Source organism: Methanofollis aquaemaris (genome assembly GCF_017357525.1).
GTDB classification, from domain to species: domain Archaea; phylum Halobacteriota; class Methanomicrobia; order Methanomicrobiales; family Methanofollaceae; genus Methanofollis; species Methanofollis aquaemaris.
The window spans coordinates 191,289-218,194 of record NZ_CP036172.1 but is presented as its reverse complement, the minus strand read 5'-3'; the positions used below and the strand labels follow the sequence as shown (position 1 = coordinate 218,194).

Below are 26,906 nucleotides of genomic sequence, written 5' to 3'. Positions count from 1 at the left end.
GTTATCACCTCCTCTCCCAGGGGATCCTGAGGGCGTTGGCGATGACTGCAAACGAGAGCCCCATGTCCCCGAATGCCACCGCCATCCAGAGGGTGACGAGGCCGGGCACCGCGAGGATGGCGATTCCGGTTTTCACCACGATGGAGATGGCGACGTTCTGACGGACCACCCGCATCGTCTTTTTGCTCAGCGTCATGAGCGTGCTGATCCCGCCGACCTGATCGTTCATCAGCACGATGTCGGCGGTTTCGATGGCGATGTCGGAACCGATCGCGCCCATCGCAACCCCGACGTCGGCGCGGGCGAGGGCCGGAGCGTCGTTGACGCCGTCGCCGACCATGACCACCGGTCCGAGGCGTGCGGTCAGGTCTTCGACGACCTGCATCTTGTCCACCGGGAGGAGGGCGGCCTGATACTCATCGATCCCGAGGCGCCCGGCGACCGCCGCCGCGACCTCTTCGTTGTCCCCGGTGAGCATCACGGTCCTGATACCCTGCGCACGCAGGTCGGCGACGGTCCTGGCGGCGTCCTCCCGGATCGCGTCCATCAAACCGATCAGCCCGACCACCCGACCGCCGACACCGACGAAGACGACGGTCAGGCCGCGGCCTTCAAGGTTCCGGGCTTTTTTCTCCCACTCTCCTGTGCTCATATCGGGGAAGAGACGACGGTTTCCGAGGGCACACTCCCTACTCCCGACGACGCCCCGCACCCCGGCGCCGGGGACGGCAACAAACCCCTCGACCGGTCCGGCCGCGACCCCGGCCGTCCGTGCCCTTTCCATGATCGCCGCGGCGATCGGGTGGGCCGACCTCGCCTCCAGGGCGGCGGCGGTTTTGAGCACCTCCTCTTCACCGGTATCGTCAGACGCCAGGACGGCGGCCACCTCCAACCGGCCGGTGGTGAGGGTGCCGGTCTTGTCGAAGACCACGGTCCTGGCCTTCCCCACCGTCTCAAGATAGTCGCTCCCCTTGATCAGGATCCCCTGTCTGGCCGCGGCGGTGATCCCGGAGACCATCGAGACCGGGGTCGAGAGGGCGAGGGCGCAGGGGCAGGCGATGACCAGGAGGGAGAGGGCGCGGTAGACCGAGTCGGCGAACGGGATCCCGAAGATGAGGGGCAGGAGAGCGGTGACGGCAAGGGCGCCGGCGATAACCGTCGGCGTGTAGATTCGTGCGAACCGCTCGATGAACTTCTCGGCCCCTGACCGCCGCTGCTGCGCCTCCTCCACGTAGGCGGCGACACGCGCAAGGGTGCTCTCGGTATCGCGCCGCGTCACCTCCACCTCCAGAGAACCCTCAAGGTTCTGCGTGCCGGCAAAGACCTCGTCTCCCACTCCTTTTGTAGCCGGGAGACTCTCACCGGTCAGGGCCGCCTGGTTCACCGAGGAGGCCCCCGACGCCACGACGCCGTCGAGGGGCACCTGATCGCCGGGTCTGACCAGCACGACCTCACCGACCGCGACCTCGTGCACCTCCACCTTTCTCCATCTTCCATCCCGGCGCACCAGGGTGTTCACCGGTGCCAGGGAGAAGAGTTCAGAGACCGAGCGACGCGCCCGATCCGCCGCATGGGCCTCAAGGAGTTCGGCCGCGGCAAAGAGGACGAGAACGCTCGCTCCTTCCTCGGCGTGTCCGATCAGAAAGGCCCCCACGGCTGCGATGGCGATGAGGACTTCCATCGTGAACCTGAGCCTTACGAGTGAGCGGAGGGCGTTTTTCAGGAGGTCGTACCCGGCGGCGAGCGCGGAGAGGACGAAGAGCAGAAGGGCCGCGTTCCCGTACGGGGTTGTCCAGTCGACAAAGAGGCCTGCGGCGAGGAGCACGGCGGCTCCCGCGATGAGCACGACCTCCCGCCGTCCCGGTCTCTCCTCTTCGGCATGGCCGCAGGCCCTGCAGCTGCAGCCCTCACTCCCTGGCATGCTCGATCCCCACGCTGAGCAGGTCGATCACATGGTCGTCGGCAAGGGAGTAGTAGACGACCTTTCCTTCTCTTCTGAACTTCACCAGGTCCGCCCCGCGCAGGAGGCGCAGTTGGTGAGAGACCGCCGACTGACTCAGGTTGAGAAGGACCGAAAGGTCGCAGACGCAGAGTTCCCTGCAGTTCAGGGCCAAGAGGATCCTGAGCCTGGTGTCGTCGCCAAGGAGTCTGAAGATCTCGGTGACGGTCCGGCAGGTCCGGTCATCGATGAGATGGTCTCTGGCTTCTTCGACAGCATCCTGATGGATGCACCTGACCACACAGGTGTCTCGCATTATTGATCATATGAACATGTGTTCATATGAGTGTTGGGGACCAGGACAGGGTCCGGACCATTGCCCTGCCATCCGGGTGCGTCTCCGGATCGTTGAAGAGAGAGATTTCAGATGGAATGCCTTAAAAATTATATCTATATTATCCAGGCTTTTTTTACTGTTTATTATTCATTAAGACCCATATGGAAATGAATTTATGGCATCGAACGTATATTATAGAATTGAATAGGCCATGGCAAAGACGGTGGAGGTAACAGGAAAGGAGCGTGAGAGGGGCCGTTCCATCAGGACACAGGGTGTATGTGCGGCCGGGTGCATCCTGGATGCTCGCATGGTCGAGAGAGATATACCCGGACAGAGCCCTCAGACTATCGATCACCTCTCCGGGATGTGATTCCATGGGTCTATTTCATGATCTTTTTGGTGGTTCTAAGAAGGCCCGCCACGCAGAGGTAAAACATAGCCAGGTGCCGTCCGGATTGGGGGGAGGTCAGCGGGGCATGAATGGGTATGACCCGGAGGAGGTCATCAGGGCCCTGTCAGAGGAACTGGTCGCCCGCGCTCAGGTCGGGGGCAAAGATCCCGAGGTCCCATTCGAAGAGACCACGGCCTTCAAACAATTCGCGGCATCCACACTGGCGCAGAATGCTGGTGCTGTGGTGCAGGTGGACTATGATCTCTTGATCGATGAGATCGTCGCGGAGATTCCGCACGACCTGGTTCCCATCGGAAATGTCGAGGCCATCTGTCCGTACTGTGGGGTACGCCTGAAAAATAAGCCGCTCAAAAAGAAAAAGTGCCCGAAATGCCGGAATGAGATCCAGGTCACGAGACGACCGGCGGACGGCCTGAGGGTGCTGGTCACCGATGAGCAGGTGGAGGATCTGGAGATCCAGGCATTTGTCCAGGCCGGCGAGTACGAGAAACAGATCTGGCTGCTCAAGGAAAGAATGAAGAAGATCCGGGAGTCCGGAGAGAGGTTCTGGCGGTGTGATGCCGGGATCGATGGCCGGTTTGTTCCTTATGAGGCCTTGTGCATCCATGGCAAGGTCGTCGCCGTCGGGTCGCAGGAGGAGCGGGAGACCCTCACGATCTTATCCTCACCTGGATGTATCGGGATGCCGGTGCGAGTCCAGGGTAATCCGAAATTCGACCCTACGGATGAATTCTATGCCTCTCAGCGTTATGAGAGGGTGCTTGAGATTCTTCAGACCCTTCCGAAGAGCAGAAAAGATAGTGAATATGCACAGAAATTAAGAAGCATCCTTGGATAGGGGCGTCCGAGGCATGTGGATGTTGTAGTGCCTGATCATCACTCAAATATCTGATCCTTTTTTCGGCTCTATTGAATCGGGCATGAAGCGCACGCACGCCTCATGCCGAATGACTATGAAAATGATCCAGAAGATATGAATGAGGATTTGACCGCTCAAAGCCCCGCATGGACTTGATACACAGAGGTCAGAGTCACTCTCTGAACGATCGGCCCTCTGCCTTCCCGGCCCTATCGCAATCTCAAGGGTCCGGGGGCGGAGTCGCCGGCGCGAGCGTGCGGGAGGGCACGTTGATCTGAAGATCTCTTGAACAATATTCATCCTGTATGCCTGAAGCGTGCCCCTCCCCTCATGCGCAATTCAATAGAGCCGAAAAAATAGGCTTTGATCCGGGGGCATGTTCAAGCCCTCCGAAACTTCCGGATATGCTCCCTGTCGGGGTCAGAGGTCGGCAAGGTCGGGGATCTCATTGTTCGCGGATCTGTGATCGAGGACGAGGCCAGAATGACGTTCCCCGGTCCGGTCTGTCCGGGTATTGTAGAGGGCCTGCACCACCCCGGCCAACTCCTCCCGAAACGCCTCCCGCCCTTCCCGCGTCGCGAGTGGATGGGAGAGGCGCACCGACCTGACGAGGAGGGGAACCTTCCGGCCTGAAACATCGTACACGTAGTCGAGGGGCGCCTTTAGTTCGGTGTCGGGGTAGAGAAGCATCCCGGCCTGTGCCGGGAGTTTGACCACATAGGCGAAGATCTGGTACATGTCGGCCTGGGAGACGCCGTAGGCCGTCTCGGCCTCTTTGAGAATTTTGTACTTCGTGTCGATGACCATCGTCTCCCCTGCCGGTCCTCGTGCGACGATGTCGGGGATGAGGGCGAAGGCATGGCCACCGCCCATCCTCTTCACCAGATGACCGTTCCTCTGCTGCGCCGCCACCTCCATCTCCTGCCCGAAGAAGAAGGCGGGATCTTCCGCGATGACCGCCGCGACAAACTCCTCGAAGAGTCTCTCCATCGGGATCAGGAGGGAGAAGGTCTCGACGTCGGATGCCTGGAGGGTGAGGGTGGCGTTGGCAAGAAAGATCCTGCATACTCTGATGAAGGGCTCGAAGGCCCTGTTCAGGCGGGTGAAGGTGATGGTGTCCACCTCGGCGACGGTGACGGGGGTGAGCGTGACGGCGTCGAGGAGGTCGGTGATCGACCTGAGGATCCTGACGGTCTCCGTGCGGCGGGAGGTCCGGGCCATCAGGTGGCAGGTGTACTTCAACGTCCGGTTGAGAGGATTGTCCACCGAATATTCGTGGAAGGTGCAGGGGATGATGTGGAGGCGGGCCGGGTTTGTGTAGGCCCTGATGTCGATCCGTCCGCGGACAAAACGGAGTTCCTCGTCCTGCCGCGTGTACTCCCGTCTCTGCGTGCTCTTGAGGAGGCGGGCGAGGCGTTTCGCAAAGAGAAAAATAAAGACCTCGAAGAGGTCAGTCTGCTCAAGGTCGAGGCCGGCGAGGTCCACCTCCCTGATGGAGAGTCTCTCCGTGCAGGCGAGCATGGTGAGGAGGTTGCCGGCGATGACGGTCCGGTGCCTCTGGTATGCCTCGCCCTTGAAGAGTTTGGGGAGGATCTCCAGGGTGATCCCGCCAACTTTCATGACGCCGACGAGGTTCAGGGGCCTGATGGTCTCCCGGCCGATCTCCAGGATGGGTCGGGTGGCGTTCATGGCGTCCAGGGCCGCCAGCGTCTCTTCTGTCAGGCGCAGGATGTTCCCGTCGACAGAGTCGGTTCCTGCGACCTCATACGGGTATGCCTGGAATTCAAAGAGCGTCGCCGTGGCGTTCATACCTGGTTCTCGTTGGGGGATAGAGTGGAGAGCGCCCTGAGAAACTCCTCTTCGTCGTCCGGCATGCCGACGTCAGAACCGAGACACTCCCTGAGTTTCTGCGGCGAGTCGTAGAAGTACTCCTGGAGGAGAGGGATGACCTCGCACTCCCAGGTGGTCCGGAGGCCCTCGACCGCCTCGTCCCGCGTTGTGCACCCCTGGAGTTTCATCAGATAACTGTGGCCGATCTGGTGGTCGCGGTCGTAGTTCCTGGTGATACGGGCGTTCACCTCCCTGAGGGCGTCGACGGCGAGGTCGAATATTTCCTGCACGGCCGGATCGTCGCTGTCGAGCATCTCCTCCAGCACCTCGTAGTCGGGCATCACCTCGATGAAGCCGAACCGCCGCCTCAGGGCGATGTCGAGGAGGGCGATCGAGCGGTCGGCGGTGTTCATCGTCCCGATGATGAAGAGGTTTGGCGGGATGCCGAAGTCGGTCTTTGAGTACGGAAGGGTGGTGACGAGTTCGTTCTCGGTGCAGAGTCTCTTGTCTTTCTCAAGAAGGGTGATCAACTCGCCGAAGATCCTGGGGATGTCGCCGCGGTTGATCTCGTCGATGACCATGAAGAAGGGAACGCGTTCGCGGGCGGCGAGGGCATCTGCCTTCTCTTCGGGCGAGAGTGCCGGCACGCTCCTGCCCTTCTCCCACCGACGCTCCAGACCGGCTTCGTTCATCAGGGCGTTGAAGGCGTCCCTGCAGAATGTCTTGAAGATCCCGTCATCGATCTCGTAGCAGATCCGGCCTTCGTCGTCGGTCCGCGGCCTGAGTCCTTCGATGAAATCTTCGTAGGCGAAGGAGGGGTGGAAGGTGACGAAGGCGCGTGTCCCGGCGTTGTGTGCGGCAATGTACCGCTGTGCCGTGTAGGTCTTGCCGGTGCCCGGCGGGCCGTAGAGGATCACCTGGTTTTTGGCCCTGAGCAACCGGTTCATTTTTGTGAATTCCGGATGGTTCATGGTGTCTGCGTCCTGGTGGAACAATGCTTCATACTCCGCTTTTTCGATCCTGACCAATCTTTTATCGATGAGTTCGTGCTGGAGGTCTGAGGGGATGGAAACTTCATTCTCAAAGATTTCCCACTCCGCCTCGCGGGAGATAGGGTATTCTCTGTCAGGGTCAATCTCAGGTTCAGAGACGACCACGACCTGACCGACGGCTGTCTGCAGGCCTCTGCTGATGAGCATGGTATCACCTTCCTGCAGGGTGAAGAGGAAGGTATAGGCCAGGATGGCGTTCATCGGGTCTTTGTCAGGGTCGTCCCCGATCATTTTCCTGAAGGTCTCAGGATCAGAGAACTCAAGCAGTTCATCCCCGTATTTCTCGGCAAGTGTCCGGTATGGGAGACCGACGACTCCCTCCTCTCTCCAGTCTTCAAAGGGTGCACAGGGGCCGTCTGTCAGAGAGGGAGGGAGATAGACCCAGTAATTTTCTGTCCGAAGGACACCGTCTGCCTCAACAATGGAATAAAATTCTTTGAACGAAAGTCCTACAGTTGTATTCTGGAAATTCCGCTTGCATTTTTTTAAGTCAACGATCGTCTCGTCGGTGGATCTCCACTTCACCTCATGATAGGTTGGATATTTCCATTGTTTCTGTACTTTCGGACCCGAGACGACGACGCCCCAGCCGTGAACGCCCTGATAACCCCGATTTGCAAGGACGAGATCACCGACCCTGATATCATGGAGAAAACAGTAGTATTGGCCCATCTGGTTGCTGATGCTCCTTTCTGAACTCTCCGGCGCTTTCTCGGCATATTTTTCTTTCAGTTCTTCCAGACTGAGATCGAAGATCGACTCGCCATAGGGTATGACCAGTTCTTCCCCGCCGACGGCAATGACATTCTCGGATTTGCAGAGATCCCAATTTTCCGAATTTTTCCCCGGAGCGATCTTCCAGAAATTGACCGTGGCGACCGAGTAGAGGAAGTAATCAAGGGTCGAGTAGTCGGCATTTTGCAAGAGTGGATCAGCGTCTTCTCTAATCTCAGCGAGGATCTTGCCGGCGATCTCATTGAACTCCAGGTAGTATTCACCGCACCTTCTCCCGGTCTTTGGAGCGGTCATGGTGTCGAGTCCGAGGATCTTCAGGGCCTTCTCCGCGGTCCCGTTCAGGCATGCATATTCATCCGGGGAGAATGAGCAGAGGAGTTCAGATGTCAATGCAGGGCCGACATTTTTTGTGCCGTTGATGAACGCAGCATACCGATCGGCAAGGTCGCCACCCCCATACAGGAGGTATTTCATCTTTGTCAGGAAGGTATCCAGCCCGACACCCTCCAGAAGGGTGGTGCTGTCATAGATGTAACCAAACATCGCCGTGGTAGAGTCAAGGAGGTCGACGAGTTCGTCCTCTGTGATGTGGTCGACGGTGTCTTCTGAAAATAATCTCTGGACACTGTTTTTTACATATTCACGTCTTTCAAGCCCGGTCTTCCCCTGAATTGATGTTGTTTCTTCAAGTTCAGGGAAGTCCTGTTTAAACCTGAGGATGTAGGGTTGAAGTATTTCCTGGAGTTCTGTAGCCAATATAAGGTCACCGAATAGGCTTATTTCTATATTATCTGTAAAAAAGATGTTTATTTTAATTTTAATCGAAAATTAATCAGATCCTCGTGGCGATGATCTCACTCTCTGCCTGATTGGATTTCGCGTGGCAGAAATATATCTCCCCGGCCCCCTCGAAAAATCCTCTATAGAATATATTCCCGCCCATAAGATCTTTCGAGAATGTTTATTTTCGATCTTGAATCTCAGAAATGTACTGAGAACGATTTCCGGGATCTATCATGACCGCGTTGCCGGATGCGACGTCCTGCCCACACTGCGGCGCCCCTCTTTCACCTGAGGGGCGGCAGGCCCCTCCTCTCTGCGACGCCTGTCTCGCGAAGATGGAGAAAGAAGTTCAACCGGTCTTCTTCACGAGCAGGATCATGCGGGACGAAGCGCTCGAAATTGTCCGGACCTGGTGGGAAGACCCGTTGATCGCCGGCGACCTCGCGACGAAGGCGCAGGTGACCGAGTGCCGACTGAACTATCTTCCCTTCTGGGGACTCGCCGTCCACATCGCCGGCTACGTGATGGGCTACAGGATCGAATCCACCGATAGCTCAGATCATAAAGTGCCGATGGTGGTGGTTCTTAACAACAACTTTGTCTGGACCGGGGCCGCGAGCGATACGGGCGGTCTCGGAATTTATTATATCAGGAATCTGATCGGTGAAACGATATCTTCAGGCGCCTGCACCGCCCGGGTTGTGGAGACGACCGTCCCGCCGGCAGAGGGTTTTGCAGAGGGTTTGAGAGCACTCCGCTATGGAATGCTGAGATATTCAGGTGTACCCAACATTACCGCAGACGAGGTACGCCTCCGGCATCTGGAGAGCGGTCTGCTCGTCTACCCGTTCTGGATCGTGCGTTACACCTATGGCCGAAATCATTATTTCGCCACGGTCGACGGCGTCACCGGCGACCTCGTCTCCGGCCGTGCGCCGGGAACTTTATTCAGGAGAATTTTTGCGTTCTTCAAAGCCGTGACCGTCACCTTTCTGGCGACTGTGATCGGGATCTTTTACCTGGAACTTCTTTTCAATTTCAAATCTCTTGGTCCCTGGTGCCTGGTCGTCATCTTTATCTTACCTTTTGTTCTGGTACTGGTAATCCTGAAACTCCTCTTGATGGTCCGTGAAGCCCTCGCCCGTTCCCGGTACGGTGCCGAGATCACCTGCGGAGAGGTGGACGGCGGGTACCGGTCTCCTTCTGAAGATGCATACCCACGCGTTTCTGAGATCGCATACATCAGTATCGGTACCGGGTTCTACTTCATGGTCCTCAGCGGGTTTGCTATTTGCTATGGATGGAGTTGGAAGGTACTGGCCATGGCCATCCCGGCACTGGTTGCGTACATCGTCCCCTTTCTGTCCATGTACAACCCTGCAGCCGGAACAGCCAGCAGACGCTGGGTGCATGAGGACTATCCTCTGAAGGAGGAGACGTGACCTGCGTCTCGCCCTGCCGTCTCTCCGGGAGTATGACGGACGAACAGGAGGAGACCGTGTCCTGCCCCCACTGCGGCGGCCCCCTTATATCTGAGAAGTTTCCTGACCCCGCTCTCTGCGACGCCTGTCTCTCAGAGATCGAACAGACCACTCGATCGCTGCTCTTCACGCGCACGATCACCGGCGACCTCGCGATCGAAGCAGTGCGTGCCTGGTGGGGCGGCATCCTGATGACATGGAACCTGAGAGATCGGGCGCAGGTCACCGACTGTCAGTTGAAATATTTCCCGTTCTGGAAACTCACGGCCCATCTTACCGGCTTTGTGAAGGGTTACAAGACCGAATCCGAAGTTAATGTGCCGGTGGAGGAATCCGTCGACGATGACTTTGTCTGGACCGAGATCGCCTGTGACGCGAGCGATCTCGGGATCTACTATCTCCGCAATCTCGACGGTGAGACCGGGCCCTACGATGTCGGGGCCTTCACCGGACGAGTCCCGGAGGTGATCGTTCCCCGGACAGACGCCGTCTCCGAGGGTATCGCCGGTCTCGAATATGGGGTGCTGATGCATTCCGAGATCCCCACCATCACGGAGCATGAGTTACATTTCTCTGATTGCGAGAACACTCTGCTCATCTATCCGTTCTGGATCGTGCGGTATGCCTATGCCGGCCGCACGTATTTCGCCACGGTCGACGGCGTCACCGGCGACATCATCGCCGGCCGTGCGCCCGGCAGTCTATTCTGGCGAATCTGTGCGTTCGTCGCCGCCACGACCGTCACCTTCCTCGCGGTCCCGGTGTGGATTTACCTGATGGAAGTGGTATTTCCGGGGTCTGCCGGTTATTTCTCAGAAATTTTTGGCGACATTGTATGGTTCGCTGTTATTCTGGCAGTCCTTATGGCGGCCGGCTGGGGCATTGTCCTTGACGTCTTCGCGCTCTCCTGGTATGGTGCCGAGATCTCCTCCGGCGATCTGCATGGCGGGTACAGGTTCAGGTATACCTCGGAGCATGCGCCTTCAAGGAATGCGAGAGCGATTGGCGGCATCCTTCCGGGGTTTGGTATGATGGTCGTCGGGGGGTTTGTGTTTTTCAATGAAGGGAGGTGGCCGGGATTGGTCGCGGCCGCGGCAGGGCTGGTCGTCTATATCGTCTCGGGCGTGTCCCTGTACAACCCTGCATGGGAAAAAGTGGGCAGGCACTGGGCCAGAGACACCTGGCCTGTGGAGAAGGGGTGATCCGCGTGCCCGTCATTCTTCGGGAAAAAACATTTTCAGGCGAGAGATCCACCCCGGCAAAATAGTCTCTATAGTATATTGTGCGGCACATAAGATATTTCGAGAAATCTTATCCTTCATGGTGAACTTCTAACCGGTATGATGACGGCGGGAGATGAGCAGGGGCCTGTGGTTGCCCGGAGTGGACCCTGAGACCTCTCGCCCGTCGTCCGGGATAATATGACGGACACCTTGCCGATGTTCTTATCGTGCCTGCACTGCAGGGCTCCGATCTCATCCAGGGAGCGACCGCCCTCTCCGGTGAACGACGCCCGTCCCCCGATGGTAGAACCCGATACTCAGACGCTGCTCTTCACGTGCACGGTCACCCGGAGGCAGGCGCTCGACGCGGTGCGTGTCTGGTGGGGCGGCAGGTTGATGGCCGGGGACCTGAGGGACCAGGCCCGGGTGATTGAATGCCGGCTGAAATATTTTCCGTTCTGGAGACTCTCCGCCTGTCTCAAAGGTCGCGTGGAGGGCTACCGGATCGAATATGACGAAAACTCACATGAGAAAATACCGATGAAGACGACCTTCGACAGAGATTTCGTCTGGACCGGGGCGGCATGCGATACGAGCGCACTCGGGGTTTTGTATCTCAGAAATCTCTTCGGCGAGACGGTGCCCTCCGACGTCTTCACCGGGCAGGTGACCGTCCCGCAGGACGAAGGGATCGCAGAGGGGAAGAGGGCGTTGAAGTACGGGGCGCAGAAGCATTCCGGCATCCCCCATATCACCGGGCACAAGTTATTTCTCTGGCATCCCGAGAGCACGCTGCTCATCTATCCCTTCTGGATGGTGCGGTATGCCTATGCCGACCGCACCTATTTCGCCACGGTCGACGGGGTGACCGGCAGCGTCGTCGCCGGCCGGGCGCCGGGAGATCGGTTCAGGAGAATCTTCGCGTTCGTCGCCGCCACGGCCGTCAGCATCCTGACGGCCGTGGTGTGGGTCGTTGTATTGGAGAGATCTATTTTTCGTGATGCCGGCTCGGTTTCTGATCTTGACATGTTTCTCCTCATTCTTGCCATGCCTATGATCATGCTGTATGGCTGGGCCCCGGTCCTCGACGCCTTCGCCTTCTCCCGCCATGGCGCCGAGATCTCCGCCGGCGACGTATATGGCGGGTACAGGGATTCTCCGGAAAGTCTGCCTCCGGAGAACAACACCGCGACTGCCGGTGTCGTTCTCGGTTTTCTCTTCATGGTCGGCGGGGGACTGGCGTTCTACCACTGGAGGATGTGGCCGGCACTGGTCGCGGCCGTGGCAGGACTGGTCGCCTATGTCATCTCATGCACGTCCTGGTACAACCCTGCATGGGATAAGGAGGCCAGGCGCCGGGCCAGGAATACGCGTCCTATGCAGAGGGAAAAGGAGTGGTGACGGTGATCTCTGCTCTGCTCTCTTTCGAACTGGCACCCTGAGAGGAGATACCGATGACCTCGCACCCCCAACAAAAACTCAGGTTCAAAAATACTCTCGACCGTGCGGAGGCGGTCGAGGTTCTCAAGGACTGGTGGCAGGACGGGCCGAAGGCACGCGGTCTTGAAAAATCCGGGACGGTCACCGCATGCACTACACACTATGTGCCGTTCTGGAGCACGAAATGGGGGGCGACCGCCTATGTGGATGTCTCCCTCGTCGAGTCCTTCAGGCGGTCGCCGGTCAAAGTGGTCTATGAGATACCCCTTGAGAAGACCGATGCGGCCTGCGATGCCGGCGAGTTCGAGGTCTCGTTTCTGCCGTCTCTCCGCGGCGAGGCGGTGCCCGACAACTGGTGCGTGGAACCCGAACTCGATGCCACGGTTTCGGAGGAGGAGGCCCTGGCGAGGCAGAAGAAGATGGTCGAAGAGAGCGTCGCCGGAATGCTCAAAGAAAAGCACCGAGATTCCCCCAGAGAGGTCTACACCGATCTCCTTGAGAGCACGCTCGTCTCGTATCCGCTCTGGGTGGCCCGCTACACCTACCGGGGCCGGCCCTACCAGGCCACCATCGACGGCGTCACCGGGGAGGTGCTTGCTGGCCGGGCGCCCGGCGATCTGCTCACCCGCTGCTGCACCGGTGCCGGGGTGCTCCTGGTCTGTGCGGTGGGTGCGGCGTCTGGCTCCGGATCCTGCGCACTCTCGGCTGGGTCGGTGTCCTGATGTTTGGGAGTGTGGTCTTTCTCTTCTGCCTGGGGATCGTGTGGTGGAAGTATTCGTTCCTGCGGTACGGCTCGGTGGTCGTGACCGGGCAGGCGGCGGGGGGATACCGGTATTGTACAAAACCGGCCCCTGAAGGGGAGAAGTTATAGGGGCACAAACGGCTCTCCATTGAGGGTTTTTCGCTGAATTGCCCGAGGAAAACGCCCCTCACGACGCCTCAGGATGGGCGCTTTCAAGGGGGTTGGTGGGATTCACCTCGGGCGGATCGGGGCCGGAATCTTTGCGATATAATGGGTGAATTTGTCTGATTTTTCCGATCTGAGGGAGATCTGCGGGTTTAGGGGGCGGGCGATTTTGGGATCTGAGAATGGGGAGAAAAGCGGAAAAGAAGGGCAAATTGGGCTTTATCTGGGAGGGGAGGGGGGCGTCTTTCTGTCGGCGGGGGCCTCGATGAGCAGATCCCTGCAGTGGATCGACTCCCGAGATCCACCATAAATTCAGAGATAGGGGCGAGCGTGGGAGATAGTGCAGGAGGTGTTCTGTGGTTTGATTTCGGCAGTTCCGTCGAAGGGGCGGTGAACCGATGTATGGGAGTTGCTGAGAAATGAAAAATGTCGATATGAGACTGGGGGGATAGGCTGGTGATCACGAAAGCCTCGACCGAGGAGAACATCTCGGTGCCGGGGAATGAGGAGATCAAGATCGGGTTGAACGTGTATCGGAAAAAGTGAGGGAAGCGAGGTGCCTGCTCACGCTGCCGGGCTTTTTGCATGGCCTACCTTGCCAGCACGATGGTCGGGTGCATATTGTGCGATGATCCCGTCCACATCGGCCGGGTTGAATGAGACGTCGGCGTGCCGGGTGCCAAGCCCACCGTGGGCGTTGACGGGCCTGAACCGCCCGGCAAGGGTGGCCCGTTTGGTGCGGTTCTGTTGGTCGTCCCGGCCCTTTGTTTCGAGGACGAGATATTCGTCTTTGGTGAGGCGGATCAGGAAGTCAGGGCGGAACCGCCTCACGACACACTGGTAGAGATTGAACTATTCTTTATCATCAGAAGTAACGTCAACTAGAGACATATGAGCATAGGGAGATCCATACTGTTTGACATAATTTTTCTGAACCTCCCCGTTGAGATACTGATCCAAGAGAAGATCAAATAATGGATAATATTCCCAGGCCAGTCTAAAACACCGCTTCTTATCAACATCTTTTTTGAAGTATGAAGCAATAGAAGGGTCATCAGCAGGATTAAATTCAGAATATGGCATCGTTCCGCTTTCAAACGAATTCACTGTTTTTTCAATGTTTTTGAGTAAATTTTCAGGTTTAGTCCCAATTTTAAACATAACCCCTGTTGCGGTTTGCCCTTTGAGGATTTTTTTGAGATCTCCATGAGTGTATGGATTCCTAATACTGTTTTTCAGGGTTTTGATCCGATCAACAATCTCTGGATGAATGATATATGGTTGAGGTGAGTCTTTGATCCTGCCCGCTGCGAAGTCTAACGCTGACGCAAAATTGCCTTTATATCGTTTTCCTGTATGCACTCTGATAATCTCAAAGACAGTAAATTCCATCAACTGCCCTATCAGAAGGATCCCAGCATGATACTGTCCATACACAATACATCAGTAGGACTCAGCATAGAGGTAGAATAAATTCCCATTACTCAGAAATGGTCCAACATAAGGATTGTAAAACAGAGGTAAAAGCAAGAGATTCTCCTCAACGTTGTCTCGAATTTCACTCAATAATTCATCACCCTAAATATTGAGAAACGGCTCATCCTCCACATCACTCATAACACATACCTCCACCCTTCCTTCCGCAACCTCTCCTTCCTGATCTCATAGTCTGGCATCACCAACCGAAGCAGATCCCAGAACTCGACCGAATGGTCCTTATGCCGCAGGTGGCAGAGTTCATGGGCGACCACATACTCCACCTGCGACATCGGCGCCATGAGAATCAGGACATTGACGTTGAGCACACCGTCCTTGGTGCAACTCCCCCACCGCTTCAGTTGGTGCTTGATCCTCACCTCAGGGGGGTCGAGGTGAAGCCGCCGCGCATAGGTACGCACCACCTCACGCACCCGCTGCAGGGCGTGCTCTTTGTACCATGCACAGAGAGTACACCTGACCAGATCTCTCTGCTCCTCAGGACGCACGCCGGCGGGCACGGTCACCACGAAATATCCGCCCACCAGTTTTACCGACGGTTTCTCTTCGCCGGTGACGATCTTCAACCGATACTGCCGGCCCAGGTAGAGAAACGTCTCACCGCCGACATACTCCTTGGAGGCGTCCATCATGGCGAGGTGATCGAACGCCCCGATCTGTTCCAGGATCCAGGGGGCCTTCCTATGGACCAGGTCCCGGACCTTCTCCGGGGACGTGCCGGTCGGAACCGTCACGGTCACCGTCGTGTCCGGATAGACTGCAATCGCCACCTTCTGTCGCCGGGGACTGAAGGAGATGGTGTACCGGATCGTCGTCGTCCCGAACTGTATGCTCCCTGTCTCGGTCATCCCCGATATCTCCGTACGGCCAGATCGACAAGATTGACGGCCGTGTCATGGACCCGATCCTTCGGATACCCTACTGACCTGAGCACCCGCTTGATCTTCTGGCGCATCACCCGCTTGGTGTCCTCTTTCTTTTGCCAGTCGATCACGGCATATTCCTTGATGACCGCACAGATCTCTGTCGCCGCCTCCTTGAGAGGTTCCGGATCCTCGATATCTGCCGCCATCACCCGATAGAAGGGTGCGACCTCAGGGTCGAGGCCCAGGGTCTCGGCATGTCTCTGCGGATGTTTGACATCGTCGAGAACCCCGGTGAGGCGGGTGAGGCGCTCGGCACTGGTGATCCGATCCTGCTCGTAGTCCTCAATGATCCGGTTCAGGCGGGCCAGCAGGTCTTCATAGAAGACCGGGTCTTCATCGAGTTTGAGATGGATCTCCCGCTTGACGGCATGCTCGATCATGCTCGCCTTGGCGTCGTCCGAATTGAGCCGTCCCACTTCGGTCTCAAAATTCGTCGAGTAAAGGGATATCGGTTCACAGACCCTGAGAATCCCGTCGGCCCTGAGATGGTCGTCGATGAACTTTTGTACCTTTGCCCCGAGGTCTTCGATCGGGTCGTCGTCCTCGCTGAACATGTTCCGCGCCCCAATGCGGATGTCGGCGAGTAATTTGAGGTCTGGCACATAGCGCAGGGCCTCGGGGTCGGGGAGGAGCACGTCAAGGTACTGGGAGAACCGTTTGAATTTCTGGTCGAAGGAGATCCGGTAGTCTTCGGGCTTGAGGTAGAGGATACAGGCCTGTTTGTAGTCCTCGTCCCTGTTCATCCTCGGCACCGGTGCGAAGAAGTTCATGGCGGCACGGTGGGCCGCCTGGAGGTGGGGAAGGATCTCTTTTTTGAAGTCGGTGTGGACCATGCCCTCGATGTCATCGTCGTCGTACATGCTGAGGGCGTCCCGGAGGGCGTCGCCAAGGCCCCAGTAGTCGACTACAAGGCCGTACTCTTTGCCTTTGTGCCGACGGTTCACCCGGCCCATGGCCTGGAGAAGGGTGTGCTCCTTGAGGGGACCGTCAAGGTACATCACCTGTTCTCGCGGGGCGTCGAAGCCGGTGAGAAGTTTGTCGCAGACCACGATGATATTCAGGTCGTCGTCTTCTTTGAACCGGCGGATGATCTCCTGTTCCTCGGTCTTTGAGGTGTGGTAGGGTTTGAACCGCTCTTCATCGTTGTGCATCGTGGAGATGAGGACGGCACAGTCATGTCTGCCGAGGGCTTCGAGCGCCTCTTTATACCGGACCGCCCCGAGACGGTTGGGGGCGACGATCTGGGCCTTGAATCCGTTGGGTTCGATCTGGGTCTGGTAGTGGTCGAGGAGGTTTTCACAGATCTTTCTGACCCGGTCGGGTGCGATGGCGATGGCGGTCTTGGTGACGTACTTCCTGGCGAAGGCCGCCTGCTGTTCGTCGGAGTAGCCGCCGAAGAGGCGCTCCGAGAGATCTTTCAGGTTGTTGCCGGTGATGGAGAGTTTCGGCAGCCTGCTTTCATAGTAGATCGGGACGGTGATCTTGTCCGTGACCGACTGCCGGTGATCGTAGCGGTCGATGCAGTCACCGAACTCGGCAAAGGTGTCGCGCTTTTTCTGAGAGACAGGGGTGCCGGTGAAGCCGATGAAGCAGGCGTTCGGGAGGGCCTTGCGCATGTTGGCCGCCAGGATGTTGTACTGGCTGCGGTGCGCCTCGTCGACGAGGACGAAGACGTTCTTCTCCTTGGTGAGGGTGGGGTAGACTGCGGCGGCGTCCTGGAATTTCTGGATGGTGGTCATGACGGTCTGGCCGACAGGATGGGAGAGGGTCTCCTTGAGGTCGGCGGCGCTGCTGGCGTTGGTGGGGTTGGGGAAGCCGCAGTGGAGGAAGGTGCCGTGGATCTGCTGGTCAAGGTCGGTCCTGTCGGTGACGACGACGATGGTCGGGTTGGCAAGGGCTTTGTTCCGCCGGAGTTTGACGGCGGTGAACTCCATGGTGAGGCTCTTCCCGCTTCCCTGCCAGTGCCAGACAAACCCGCCTTTGCGTTTGGGTGCGGTGACCTGTTTGAGGATTTTGTCGGTGGCCCTGAACTGCTGATACTTGGCCATTTTCTTGACCGCCTGGCCGGCTTCACGCTCAAAGACGGTGCAGTTCCTGATGAGGTCGAGGAGATTTTCCTTCGAGCAGGTGCCAAAGAGCAGGGTGTCCTGGGAGGTAGGGAGTCTGCCGAGGGTGAGGGTGAGGTCCTCGAGGGTCAGCGGCCAGGGGTCTTTCCACTCAGACCAGTGGCGTAGCGGGGCGTAGTTGGTCCCGGCCTTGGCGACCAGTTTGTGGGTGGCGATGAGGATCTGGGCGGTCCTGAAGAGTTGCGGGCATCCCTGGTTTCTGAACTTTGAACCGTTTTCCTGGTATCGGTTGAGTTGTTTGAGGCCCTCGGCCATCGCCTTGTTGATGTAGGGGCTTTTGCACTCTATGACGGTGACCGGGATGCCGTTGACGAAGAGGACGATGTCAGGGATGCAGGGTGAGTAGTGTTCGACGGGATACTGTCTGATGACGGTGAAGTCGTTGTTTTCGATGGTGTCGTAGTCGATGAGCCTGACGGTCCGACTCCGTTCGCCCCATCCGTCGCCGAGGTCCTGCTGGACGGTGGTGCCGAGGTCAAGCATGGCATGGATTTTTTCGTTGGCTTCGAGGACTGACGTGGCCGGGAGGGTGGTGATATGACGGACGACGCGGTCAGCGTTTTCTTCTGAGATCCAGGGGTTGAGGTCCTGGATCTTCTCTTTGAGGAGTTCGACGAGGACCGGCTCTTTCCGCGAGGGGCGGAGTTTGTCGGCTTCCTGGGCGGTTTGTTCGGTCCAGCCGAGGTGTTGGGTGAGCACCTCGATGGCGGGGTCTTCGACTTCGGTCTTTTCTTTGAGGTCGTGGGTCATGGGTGGTTCTCCTGGAGCGTGGCGGGTATCGCACAGAGTTCGTGTATCGGTGCGGCGGGCTCTCGGTCTTTTTCGTCGGCCGGCGTTCCGACGAGGTCGTAGAGATGATCAAGGCGGTCGAGGGCGGTCCGGGTGTAGGTGTGGAATTCTGGAAGGGCGGCGACGATGGGCCGATCGGGGGTGTAGTAGGCGAGGGGGTCGAACGCTGTTTTTGCGTCCGGATACCGTGCCTTGACGGCATGCGGCCCGGTGGCACGGGCGAGGTGGAAGAGGAGGAACAGGGGTTCTGTCAGGGTCAGGGCCATGAAAATGACAAGTTCCACCTGGTCCTTCTTGCCCAGGATCTCGCGGGTGATCTCCGGGATCCCTTCGATCAGTTCTGCCTTCTTTGCCTCGGGGATCTCAAGAGAGGCATAGCATGAGCGATAGGTCTGCTCAAGGTGCATGACCATCTGCTCGTAGGCGGCGTCGGGGATGCCCTTGGTGTCAAGGTTCTGCAGGGCCTGATCGCAGGAGTCGTGTGTGCTTTTGAGTGCGGCAACGATCTCGTGGGTGTCTGCCTCAGAGAGATCGAACGTTTCGATCGAATTCAGATAGGTGTTGATCCCGCTCTCGATGAGGTCGACGTTCTCGATGATCTTCGGGAGGTCAAACCCCAGACCGGAGAAATGCGCCAGGGCTTCGGGTTCTTTGGGCAGGGACCTGAGGCCCGTGGTGAAGGTCTTCGTGGTCTTCCTGACGATGTTGAGGGGTTTATGCCCGATACGAAGGGCTGCATCCTTCTCGGAGATGATCCCGAACCGGATCGAGAACGACTTCGCCGCCTTCTCGACCGCTTGCTGGAGGTAGAAGACCGACTGGGGGTAATGACCTGCATCGTAGAGGACGATGGAGGCGTCGAGGTCTTCCGTGGCCATGAAGAGGAGGCGGTCGGGGAAAGGGACGGTGTCCTCTTCATACGCCGCGGGGGCCACCCCCGTTGAGGGGCACCCGCGTGCGTCCGGTGAGGAGGTCCTGCATCAGGCCCTTCTTGAGGGTCTGGAGATGGGCGCGGTGGTCACGCTCGACGGCGAGGTCGCGGTCGACGGTGGAGAGGACGGCGGCGATGCGGTGCTGTTCGGGGAGAGGGGGAAGAGGGAGATATAGATTCCCGATAATTTTTTGATCGATCTTTTTCATACTTCCGGATGTTCCCTTTGCGGATCGCTGGAAGTAAGTCCGGCTTCTGGGATGCAATATAATTTCAAAGAGGATCTTTGGTAATACTAGATCCGATTTTGCTCGTGCTCGAACCAATATATCCGGGTAAATCGCAAAAGATTCATCTCCCTCGTATAAAGCTACAAGACCAACGAATTGTAATGTATTTGATCTTTCGATGAAGATGTCATTTTTTCTGATAAAGAGATTTTTTACTTTTTCATAATCTGCTTTGATATATTTTGTATTGCTAATATCTATCCTGTTTTCTGTTACTGCTGTAAGTGTTAATGCTCTTAATCCATCATTTTCGTCTGTTTCTGGGCCAGAGTATCCGCTCTGTAACTTTTCAGAAATTGCATCTTTCAATTGAATGACGTCCCACTCCACCGGCACCTGCATCCCCTGTTTCTCACAAAACACGTGCGTCTCCTCGGAGCGCACCCGTCCCTCCTCATCGATACCCTTCGTGAGGAGGGCCTGCATCAGGCCCCGCTTCAGGTCCTCCGTCTTTGCAATGACCTCGTCGGTGGCGGCGATGGCGGCGTCGACGGTGGAGAGGATGGTGGCGATGCGGTGCTGTTCGGGGAGAGGAGGGAAGGGGATAATTATGCCTTGAAGTTCTGGAGAATTTATTCCCTCTTTTAGTTTGCCAGATTTTATAGCGTTAATCTGTCTCCAGTAAGGTTCGGAATGTGTAAATTGCGAAAGGTATGACGGGAAGAGGTCTTTCTTCGCTTTAATCCGTATTAGATATGATGCAAAGACTGCATCTTCATCACCTGAGAAGACATAGGCCTTTCCAGTGGTAGCTCCAATCCTTGCAATAAGAATATCCCCTTTCTTTAGGAGATATTTCTCCTTTTCTCTCTCAGAACAATGACAATGCGGCACAGTTGACCAATCGACTCCTTCGTCCTGAATATCAGTGATCCGAATAAATTTTGGTCCCACTCTTTCCCACACGGCTGAGGTTGTAAGACCATAATCTGGTTTAAGAGTGTGATCTCCAAGTTTTACGACGTCCCACTCCTCCGGGATCACACCAACCTTCGTCTGCTTGTAGCCTTCGGGCAGCGACTTGCCGAACATTATAGCAACCCCCCCCGTAGATACACAATCCCGGTTTCAGGCGCTCGTATCCCGAAAAACTCAGCAAACTCCTGGTTTCGTCTCTCAAATGCCTCGATATCGCCACCAAAGAAATCAGACCCTTCTGCCTTTTTCTGAATGTCCTTTAGGTAGGAGACGACCGGATCCGAGAACCTGTACGTACCCTTTCCGTTGAATCTAACGGTATTGACCCAGACCCGTGAGAGTAAGGGGAGAGGGGTTTCGGTGACGCTTTTTCCCTCAAGTGGAGAAGAAGCCAGACGAAGGTACGAAAGGCCGTAGAGATACTCAAAGGTGTCAAAGGCCCCATCATATGCGAGTTCGTTCCGTATGATGGGTTGGAGGATCGACTGAACGACGCGGTAGAGATAGTAAGGGACACTCACATGCTGTCCGTACCGCTCATAATTGAAGTCCAGGATCCAGTCAGGAATCTGCGCCATTGCAGACCATATATTCACATCATCATGGTAAGGCACTCTCTGTAGCGAGGAATTGATGTATTTCTCAATCTTTGGCCGTGCAAGAATAGCCTCCAGTATGCTTAGATTTCCCTTCTTCACGGCTGCGATCCCGGCGGCATAGATGACCAGCAAGGCAGGATAATATCTGACTTGGCACACGAGATCAAAAAACCAATCTTTTCCGAACCCAGAGCCTACACGAATATCGTGAATTTGAATGCTTTGAATAGACCTGAGATCAGGACCGGGTACATTGATCAACCGCTCGATGGCATCCACTATCAGGTCGGTATTTCCCCCATCGTCGTAATAGGCGATCATGGCCGTCATGGCGGCCAGAGGGGCTGTGAGGCACTCAAACTCTTCCAGGACGTTCTTGAAATATTCGTGTGCAACAATCTCACTACCCTCTTCTGGGAGATACTTCTGGGATGTGAGTTCTTGGTAGATATGATCTGTTTCTGTATTGATCAGATCAGAGAGGATCAGATCGGGCCTCGGATCCCTCAATGCGTCACAAACTTTTTTGACGGCGGTTGCAACCGTCATGCTCTCTGTCCTGTTGTAGCGTCGGAGGATCTTGATCCGCGTGTACAGTTCCCCGAAAAATTCGTCCGCAGATTGTATCGGAATAATCATTGGGGTCAGGTTTTTTATGATCTTACTTGGTATCGCTGGTTTCGTGTCTCGCTGACACCAGAAGAGGGAGTGACGTCGCACCACTCTTTTCTGGGTGAGAATCTTTACAAGACCTTTATCGTCTACCCCCGACCACCCGCAGACTATCAGCCCATACTCCGAGAATATCCTCTTAAGGTAGTCGCTAAGTTTTTTGTTATAATTTTTTAGATCCGTCGACGTCATCTTCAGAGAGGTGTTCGGATAGTCCCCGTTCACCTTGATAACTCGGCACTGGTCAGGGATCACCGACATCTTCGCCTGGTCACTCCCTTCCGTGATCCCCACAGGACTAATGCCCTTATCACGGAGCGCCTGTTCCATCAGGTCATCGAAGTTCGTGGTGATGATGAGACCGATCAGCCCCTCTTTCACCATCGTAGCGATCGTCCGGTGTGCCTCAGTCGGCTGAGGGATGGCCCCACCGACGGTGAAGTACTCGCGCAGCGCCGCCTCCCGGTCTGCTGGTGTATCCACTCCGTTGAAGAGGTTAGAAAAAGTCGGTTTATAACCATACTTCTTCTGATACCAGTCCTCAGGCTTCCCCTCGATCGTCTCCCCTAAACCCTCGGCGGTCTTCTGGATCCGGTCAGTGGTGATCTCCCACCCTGTCGGGATCCCAGCGTCCCGGGAGATCCCGGAGCCCAGGAGCAGGGCGTAGCGCTTCGGTGATTGAACCACGGCAAAGGCCGCCGGCAGGACATCGTCGGGGGTCAATATACCCCCCCTTGATTAACATCTTCACTCATAATACCAGAATTGGGTGCGTTTAAACCGTATATTTCTGCAAATTTTCTGTTGCATCTCTCGAACAACTGAGGATCTCCTCCAAAAAATCTGGTTCCTTCGATTTTTTCACCAAAATCACTGACATAGGATCGAATGGAGTCGGGAAGCACATTTCCCTGCATTTTCCTGAAGCGGGAAAACAGAGGGTGAGCCTCTTGATAATCGATATCAGCGGAGGTATGGTCATGATCTCGTATACCCGTCGAGAGATATGCGAGACCATAAAGATATTCAAAAATATCAAATGCTTCAGAATATCGATTGTTACCTGGAATAAGATCTCTTAATATTCCATGACACGTCTCATATGTATACGTGAAGATATCTTCTGATTGATCAAATTGGTGGCGATTTAACTCTACCCAGAGATCGCTACACCTGAAAATCCGGTGAATATTGATATACTCAAAGTAAGCCTCCCCATATTCTGTGTAATCTTTTCGTATCTTGGGTGTGAAAACCGCTTCCAGCGAATTGAAGTGTTCGGACTTGGTTGCCGCAATTCCACAGGAATATATAACTATCAACGCGGGCAGCAGGCGAAGATTATAAAGGCATTCTCGGAAAAATGATTTGGAAGGAACCCCATTTAAATTCCTTTTCCCTTCAGCGAAGGGTTCGACGAACTGAACGTTTACCAATCGTTCAATATCATCATACACAAGATCAGCGTAGTTGTCATCATAGTAGGAGAGAGTCGCCAACATTGCTGCAAGGGAAGCGGTTTTCCGACTAAGGGTGTTCACCCGATCGTTGAAGATCTCCGAGGCCTGAACATTTCCGGCAGGTACGTAACCCTTCTGAGCAAGTCCATTGAGTACGATATCAGTCTGATTATGAATTAACTGAGAAAGGATTACATCCGGTTTAGGCTGTTGTAGAGCATCGGTAACCTTCCGGATTGCAACAGAGACCGTGAGTGGTTGAACCCGCTCAATTGATTGAAGGCGACTCACCACTGTATGCACATCCGTGAAAAACTGATCTGCAGACTCTATCTCAATAGGTATGGGCTTCAGGGCCTTTATGAGATCGGAGTCGTCAGGGATTTCCGCGTCAGGATGAAGGCACCAGAATGTGGGATACCTGCGCAAATTTGCAGATGAGAGGATCTCCCTCAGTCCATAATCGTAGTCTCCAGACCAACCACAGATGACAAGGCCATATTCAGCGCATATTCTCTGAATATAATTTTTTATATCAACATCATATGATGCTAAATCTTCAGGTGTAATTTTAAGTTCTAAATTCTCGAAATCACCGTTGACTTTAACAATACGGCAGATATCAGGAAATATTGACATGACATTTTGATTAGAATCCGAACGGACAACGATGGGTCGAATACCTGTTACATCCTCAATAGCTCTTTCGAGAAGATGATCAAAGTTTGTTGTAATGATGAGACTCACGATCTTATCTTTTACCAACTCTGCAATCATCCGATGTGCCGGAGTAGGTTTTACAGGCAGGGGATTTTCTTTTTCATCTGTCGGGAGGATAAATGGTTGGAGTGTTTCACGGCGGTTTTCTTCTTCAATCCCCAATTTGGCCATCAGTTTATCAAAGGTTGGTGGTTCATCGAATTCATCTGTAAACCATTGAATACACACCTTCGCATCATCGCCTCCTTCAATCCTCCTCTCATGTGACAATGCAATTTCTCGAATCATTTTTGCTGTCACTTCTTTCCCACTCGGAAGACCCGCCGCGACCGAGATCCCCGCCCCGAGAAGCAGAGCGTAGCGTTTTGGGGAGGCGTGCATCGCATACGCAACCGGCACGACACCATCAGTGTTCATCTTCACCCCTCCCCTCAGAGAGATACCTGACCTCATCGACCATCAGGTCAAAGTCGCTCGTCGGTTCGCTCGCCTCCCTGATCCGGCGTTGTGCCTCGTAGCGCTCAAACTCCTGCTGCGCCTTCCGCTTCGCCTTCTCTGCCGAGACCTTGCCCGCGTTCCTGAGCACCTTCCGGTCATTCAACCGTAAGAACCCGTCGAGTTTCTTGATCCAGTCCTCCATCCTCATCTCCCGCCGTTGGCGGGCCTGGAACTCGGCGAAGTCGAGATACTGGTTCACGATCAGGTTCAGGTTCGAGATCTCTTCCTCCGTCAGGTAGTTCTTCGCCACACCCACATCGGCCTTCTGGATCCTTCCTCCTGGACCACTTTTCCAGGTCGTCAGCCCCATGTGCGGCTTGCTCCCATCGGCCCGGAGGAAGATCGTCTCCGCCGCCGTATGTCCATGGATCGCCCAGTGCATCTTGTTCTGCACCGTCTTGAAGAACTCAATCGTCATCGGATGCTTTGAATCGTAGTCGACGCTCGTCGCATAGATATCGGTGATCTTCTGGTAGAACCGCCGTTCCGACGCCCTGATGTCGCGAATCCGCTCCAGGAGTTCGTCGAAGTAGTCCGCCCCGATCCCGCCGGCCTCTTTCAAGCGCTCGTCGTCCAGGACAAAACCCTTCACCACATATTCCCGCAACTGCTTCGTCGCCCACTGCCTGAACTGAGTTCCCCGGTGCGACCGCACCCGATAGCCCACAGCGAGGATCATGTCGAGGTTGTAGAAGTCCACCAACCGCTCGACCCGGCGGTCACCCTCCTGTTGAACTATCCGGAATTTCCGGATAGTTGCCTGGGGGTCGAGTTCTCCCTCCTCGTAGATGTTCTTGATATGCTCGTTGATCGTCTTGACCGACTTCTGGTACAACTCAGAAATCAACCGCTGCGTCAGCCAGACCGTCCCTTCAAAAAGACGGACCTGTACGCGGGTCTCTCCCCCTTCGGTCTGATAGAGTAAAAATTCGGACGACCCTTCGATCGGTCCCGGCATCTCCCCACTCACGCCGAACGCCCCGTATAACCCAGTTCCTCCAGGTACCGGTCCATCTCCACCTCGATCCCGGCGCGGAGCTCGCGCAGGCCGTGCAGTTCCCGCGCCACCGCCACCACATCGACAGGCTCCTCCTCGGGCGTCGTATCCACGTACCGGGTGATGTTCAGGTTGTAGTCGTTCTCCGCGATCTCCCCCATCGGAACGACCCGACAGAACTTTTCCACGTCCTGGTACTCGCGGTAGACCTGCACGATCTTCTCGATGTCTTTCTGGCGCAGACAGTTCTGGTTCTTCCCTTCCTGGAACTCGGCCGAAGCCTCGATGAAGAGGACCTTCCCCTGCCGCTCGGCAGGCTTGTCCTTGTTGATGACCAGGATCCCGGCCGGGATCGACGTGCCGAAGAAGAGGTTCGGCGCAAGCCCGATCACTGCCTCCACCAGGTCGTCCTTGAGGACATCCGTCCGGATCTTCCCCTCGGCCCCGCCACGGAAGAGCACGCCGTGCGGCACGATGACCGCGAGTTTCCCGGTCTCATTGAGGACATTGATCATATGGAGCACAAAGGCCCAGTCTCCCTTTGATTTTGGAGGTACGCCGTACCCGAACCGGCCGAACGGATCTTTTTTTGCTGTATCCTGGCCCCACTTGTCAAGTGAGAAGGGCGGGTTGCTGATCACCCGGTCGAACTGCATAAGATGGTCGTCAAGCAGAAACTGCGGCGCCCGGATCGTGTCCCCGGCCCTGATGTCGGCGTCTATGTAGCCGTGGAGGAGCATATTCATCTTGCAGAGGCCCCAGGTCCCGATGTTCTTCTCCTGCCCGGTCAGGGTGAGGTTTGCCGGGTTGCCTCCTTCCTCCTTCACAAGCCTTGCGCACTGGATCACGGCACCACCCGAACCGCAGCAGGGATCATGAATGCGCATCTCCTCTTTTGGTTCAAGGATCCGAGCCATTAGAGCCGCGACCTGATAGGGCGTAAAAAACTCTCCCCCCTTCTTCCCGGCGTCGTCGGCAAACCGCTCAATGAGGTACATGTACACATCACCAAGCATGTCCGGACTTTCAAGGTCAGCGTCCCTCATCGGGATGGCAGAAAAGTTCTTGATGAGGGCGGAGAGGTTGGTGTCCCGCTGCTTGACGTCCCCGAGTTTGTACGAATTAAAATCAATATTCCCAAGGACTTTTTCCATTACTGAGTTCTGGTCCTCGATCTTCTGTGCGATCTTGTTCAAATCGTCCCCGATCTCGTCGGTCAATTTCTGGATGTCTTTCCACCGGCACCCTTCGGGGAGATAGTACTGGTGTTCGTCGGGATCGTTCCAGGCAAGATCGTGATCGCCGATCTCCCGCTCGATCCGTTCCGCCTCTTCTTCAAACACGTCGGAAAGTCGTTTGAGGAAGAGCATCCCCAGGATATAGTCCTTGTAATCAGTCGAACTAATCGAGCCGCGGAGAATGTCTGCTGCCTCCCAACTCTTCTTCTTCATTTCTTCAAACGTAATAATCGCCATAATATTC

General features: G+C 55.9%; 20 protein-coding genes. 6 read left to right on the top strand and 14 right to left on the bottom strand.

Annotated elements, in window-relative coordinates; genetic code table 11:
- Positions 1–4: 4 nt before the first annotated feature.
- Together RJ40_RS00995 and RJ40_RS00990 are read right to left on the bottom strand one after the other, a co-directional pair.
- Positions 5–1,921: a heavy metal translocating P-type ATPase gene (locus RJ40_RS00995; RefSeq protein WP_265581486.1), complete on the bottom strand. Its 1,917-nt coding sequence runs from the start codon at positions 1,919–1,921 to the stop codon at positions 5–7.
- Positions 1,908–2,255 carry an ArsR/SmtB family transcription factor gene (locus RJ40_RS00990; protein ID WP_265581485.1) on the bottom strand — a complete coding sequence of 116 codons (348 nt, stop codon included), beginning with the start codon at positions 2,253–2,255 and terminating at the stop codon, positions 1,908–1,910. The genes RJ40_RS00995 and RJ40_RS00990 overlap by 14 nt, the downstream gene beginning before the upstream one ends.
- A 500-nt stretch (positions 2,256–2,755) precedes the next feature.
- Between RJ40_RS00990 and RJ40_RS00985 the strand changes: the two genes are divergently transcribed.
- On the top strand, positions 2,756–3,529 hold the full coding sequence (locus tag RJ40_RS00985; RefSeq protein ID WP_265581484.1) for a hypothetical protein: 774 nt from the start codon (positions 2,756–2,758) through the stop codon (positions 3,527–3,529).
- 441 nt (positions 3,530–3,970) lie between these two features.
- On the opposite strand, the gene RJ40_RS00980 is transcribed toward RJ40_RS00985, so the two are convergent.
- Positions 3,971–5,359, bottom strand: coding sequence for an McrC family protein (locus tag RJ40_RS00980; RefSeq protein WP_265581483.1), 1,389 nt, complete (start codon positions 5,357–5,359; stop codon positions 3,971–3,973).
- Positions 5,356–7,923 carry an AAA family ATPase gene (locus RJ40_RS00975; protein ID WP_265581482.1) on the bottom strand — a complete coding sequence of 856 codons (2,568 nt, stop codon included), beginning with the start codon at positions 7,921–7,923 and terminating at the stop codon, positions 5,356–5,358. Before RJ40_RS00975 ends, RJ40_RS00980 begins: the two co-directional genes overlap by 4 nt.
- A gap of 260 nt (positions 7,924–8,183) precedes the next feature.
- Here RJ40_RS00975 and RJ40_RS00970 point away from each other — a divergent pair, with 260 nt between their 5' ends.
- From RJ40_RS00970 to RJ40_RS00950, 5 genes are all read left to right on the top strand, one after another.
- On the top strand, positions 8,184–9,392 hold the full coding sequence (locus RJ40_RS00970; RefSeq protein WP_265581481.1) for a hypothetical protein: 1,209 nt from the start codon (positions 8,184–8,186) through the stop codon (positions 9,390–9,392).
- Positions 9,389–10,633, top strand: coding sequence for a hypothetical protein (locus RJ40_RS00965; protein ID WP_265581480.1), 1,245 nt, complete (start codon positions 9,389–9,391; stop codon positions 10,631–10,633). Before RJ40_RS00970 ends, RJ40_RS00965 begins: the two co-directional genes overlap by 4 nt.
- Before the next feature lie 321 nt (positions 10,634–10,954).
- Positions 10,955–12,055 carry a hypothetical protein gene (locus RJ40_RS00960; protein ID WP_265581479.1) on the top strand — a complete coding sequence of 367 codons (1,101 nt, stop codon included), beginning with the start codon at positions 10,955–10,957 and terminating at the stop codon, positions 12,053–12,055.
- Positions 12,056–12,108: 53 nt separating this feature from the next.
- Positions 12,109–12,816, top strand: a complete 708-nt coding sequence (locus RJ40_RS00955) for a hypothetical protein (protein WP_265581478.1) — start codon at positions 12,109–12,111, stop codon at positions 12,814–12,816.
- Positions 12,816–12,965 (top strand): hypothetical protein, encoded by a 150-nt coding sequence (locus tag RJ40_RS00950; protein ID WP_265581477.1) that lies wholly within the window; start codon positions 12,816–12,818, stop codon positions 12,963–12,965. Before RJ40_RS00955 ends, RJ40_RS00950 begins: the two co-directional genes overlap by 1 nt.
- A gap of 600 nt (positions 12,966–13,565) precedes the next feature.
- On the opposite strand, the gene RJ40_RS00945 is transcribed toward RJ40_RS00950, so the two are convergent.
- From RJ40_RS00945 to RJ40_RS00900, 10 genes are all read right to left on the bottom strand, one after another.
- A complete protein-coding gene (locus RJ40_RS00945) occupies positions 13,566–13,832 on the bottom strand; it encodes a hypothetical protein (protein ID WP_265581476.1) in 267 nt (88 codons plus the stop codon).
- Between the two features lie 21 nt (positions 13,833–13,853).
- Positions 13,854–14,393 (bottom strand): hypothetical protein, encoded by a 540-nt coding sequence (locus tag RJ40_RS00940; protein ID WP_265581475.1) that lies wholly within the window; start codon positions 14,391–14,393, stop codon positions 13,854–13,856.
- A 221-nt stretch (positions 14,394–14,614) separates the two neighbouring features.
- Positions 14,615–15,346: a M48 family metallopeptidase gene (locus RJ40_RS00935; protein WP_265581474.1), complete on the bottom strand. Its 732-nt coding sequence runs from the start codon at positions 15,344–15,346 to the stop codon at positions 14,615–14,617.
- Positions 15,343–18,300: a type I restriction endonuclease subunit R gene (locus RJ40_RS00930; RefSeq protein ID WP_265581473.1), complete on the bottom strand. Its 2,958-nt coding sequence runs from the start codon at positions 18,298–18,300 to the stop codon at positions 15,343–15,345. Before RJ40_RS00930 ends, RJ40_RS00935 begins: the two co-directional genes overlap by 4 nt.
- The gene (locus RJ40_RS00925) at positions 18,297–19,274 is read right to left on the bottom strand and encodes a HEPN domain-containing protein (protein ID WP_265581472.1); all 978 of its coding nucleotides are present in this window, start codon (positions 19,272–19,274) and stop codon (positions 18,297–18,299) included. Before RJ40_RS00925 ends, RJ40_RS00930 begins: the two co-directional genes overlap by 4 nt.
- On the bottom strand, positions 19,255–20,592 hold the full coding sequence (locus tag RJ40_RS00920) for a restriction endonuclease subunit S (RefSeq protein WP_265581471.1): 1,338 nt from the start codon (positions 20,590–20,592) through the stop codon (positions 19,255–19,257). The genes RJ40_RS00925 and RJ40_RS00920 overlap by 20 nt, the downstream gene beginning before the upstream one ends.
- A complete protein-coding gene (locus tag RJ40_RS00915) occupies positions 20,592–22,472 on the bottom strand; it encodes an SIR2 family protein (protein WP_265581470.1) in 1,881 nt (626 codons plus the stop codon). Before RJ40_RS00915 ends, RJ40_RS00920 begins: the two co-directional genes overlap by 1 nt.
- Positions 22,469–24,346: an SIR2 family protein gene (locus tag RJ40_RS00910; protein WP_265581469.1), complete on the bottom strand. Its 1,878-nt coding sequence runs from the start codon at positions 24,344–24,346 to the stop codon at positions 22,469–22,471. Before RJ40_RS00910 ends, RJ40_RS00915 begins: the two co-directional genes overlap by 4 nt.
- Positions 24,336–25,397, bottom strand: a complete 1,062-nt coding sequence (locus RJ40_RS00905; protein ID WP_265581468.1) for a virulence RhuM family protein — start codon at positions 25,395–25,397, stop codon at positions 24,336–24,338. The genes RJ40_RS00910 and RJ40_RS00905 overlap by 11 nt, the downstream gene beginning before the upstream one ends.
- A complete protein-coding gene (locus tag RJ40_RS00900) occupies positions 25,394–26,899 on the bottom strand; it encodes a type I restriction-modification system subunit M (RefSeq protein ID WP_265581467.1) in 1,506 nt (501 codons plus the stop codon). The genes RJ40_RS00905 and RJ40_RS00900 overlap by 4 nt, the downstream gene beginning before the upstream one ends.
- Positions 26,900–26,906 lie beyond the last annotated feature (7 nt).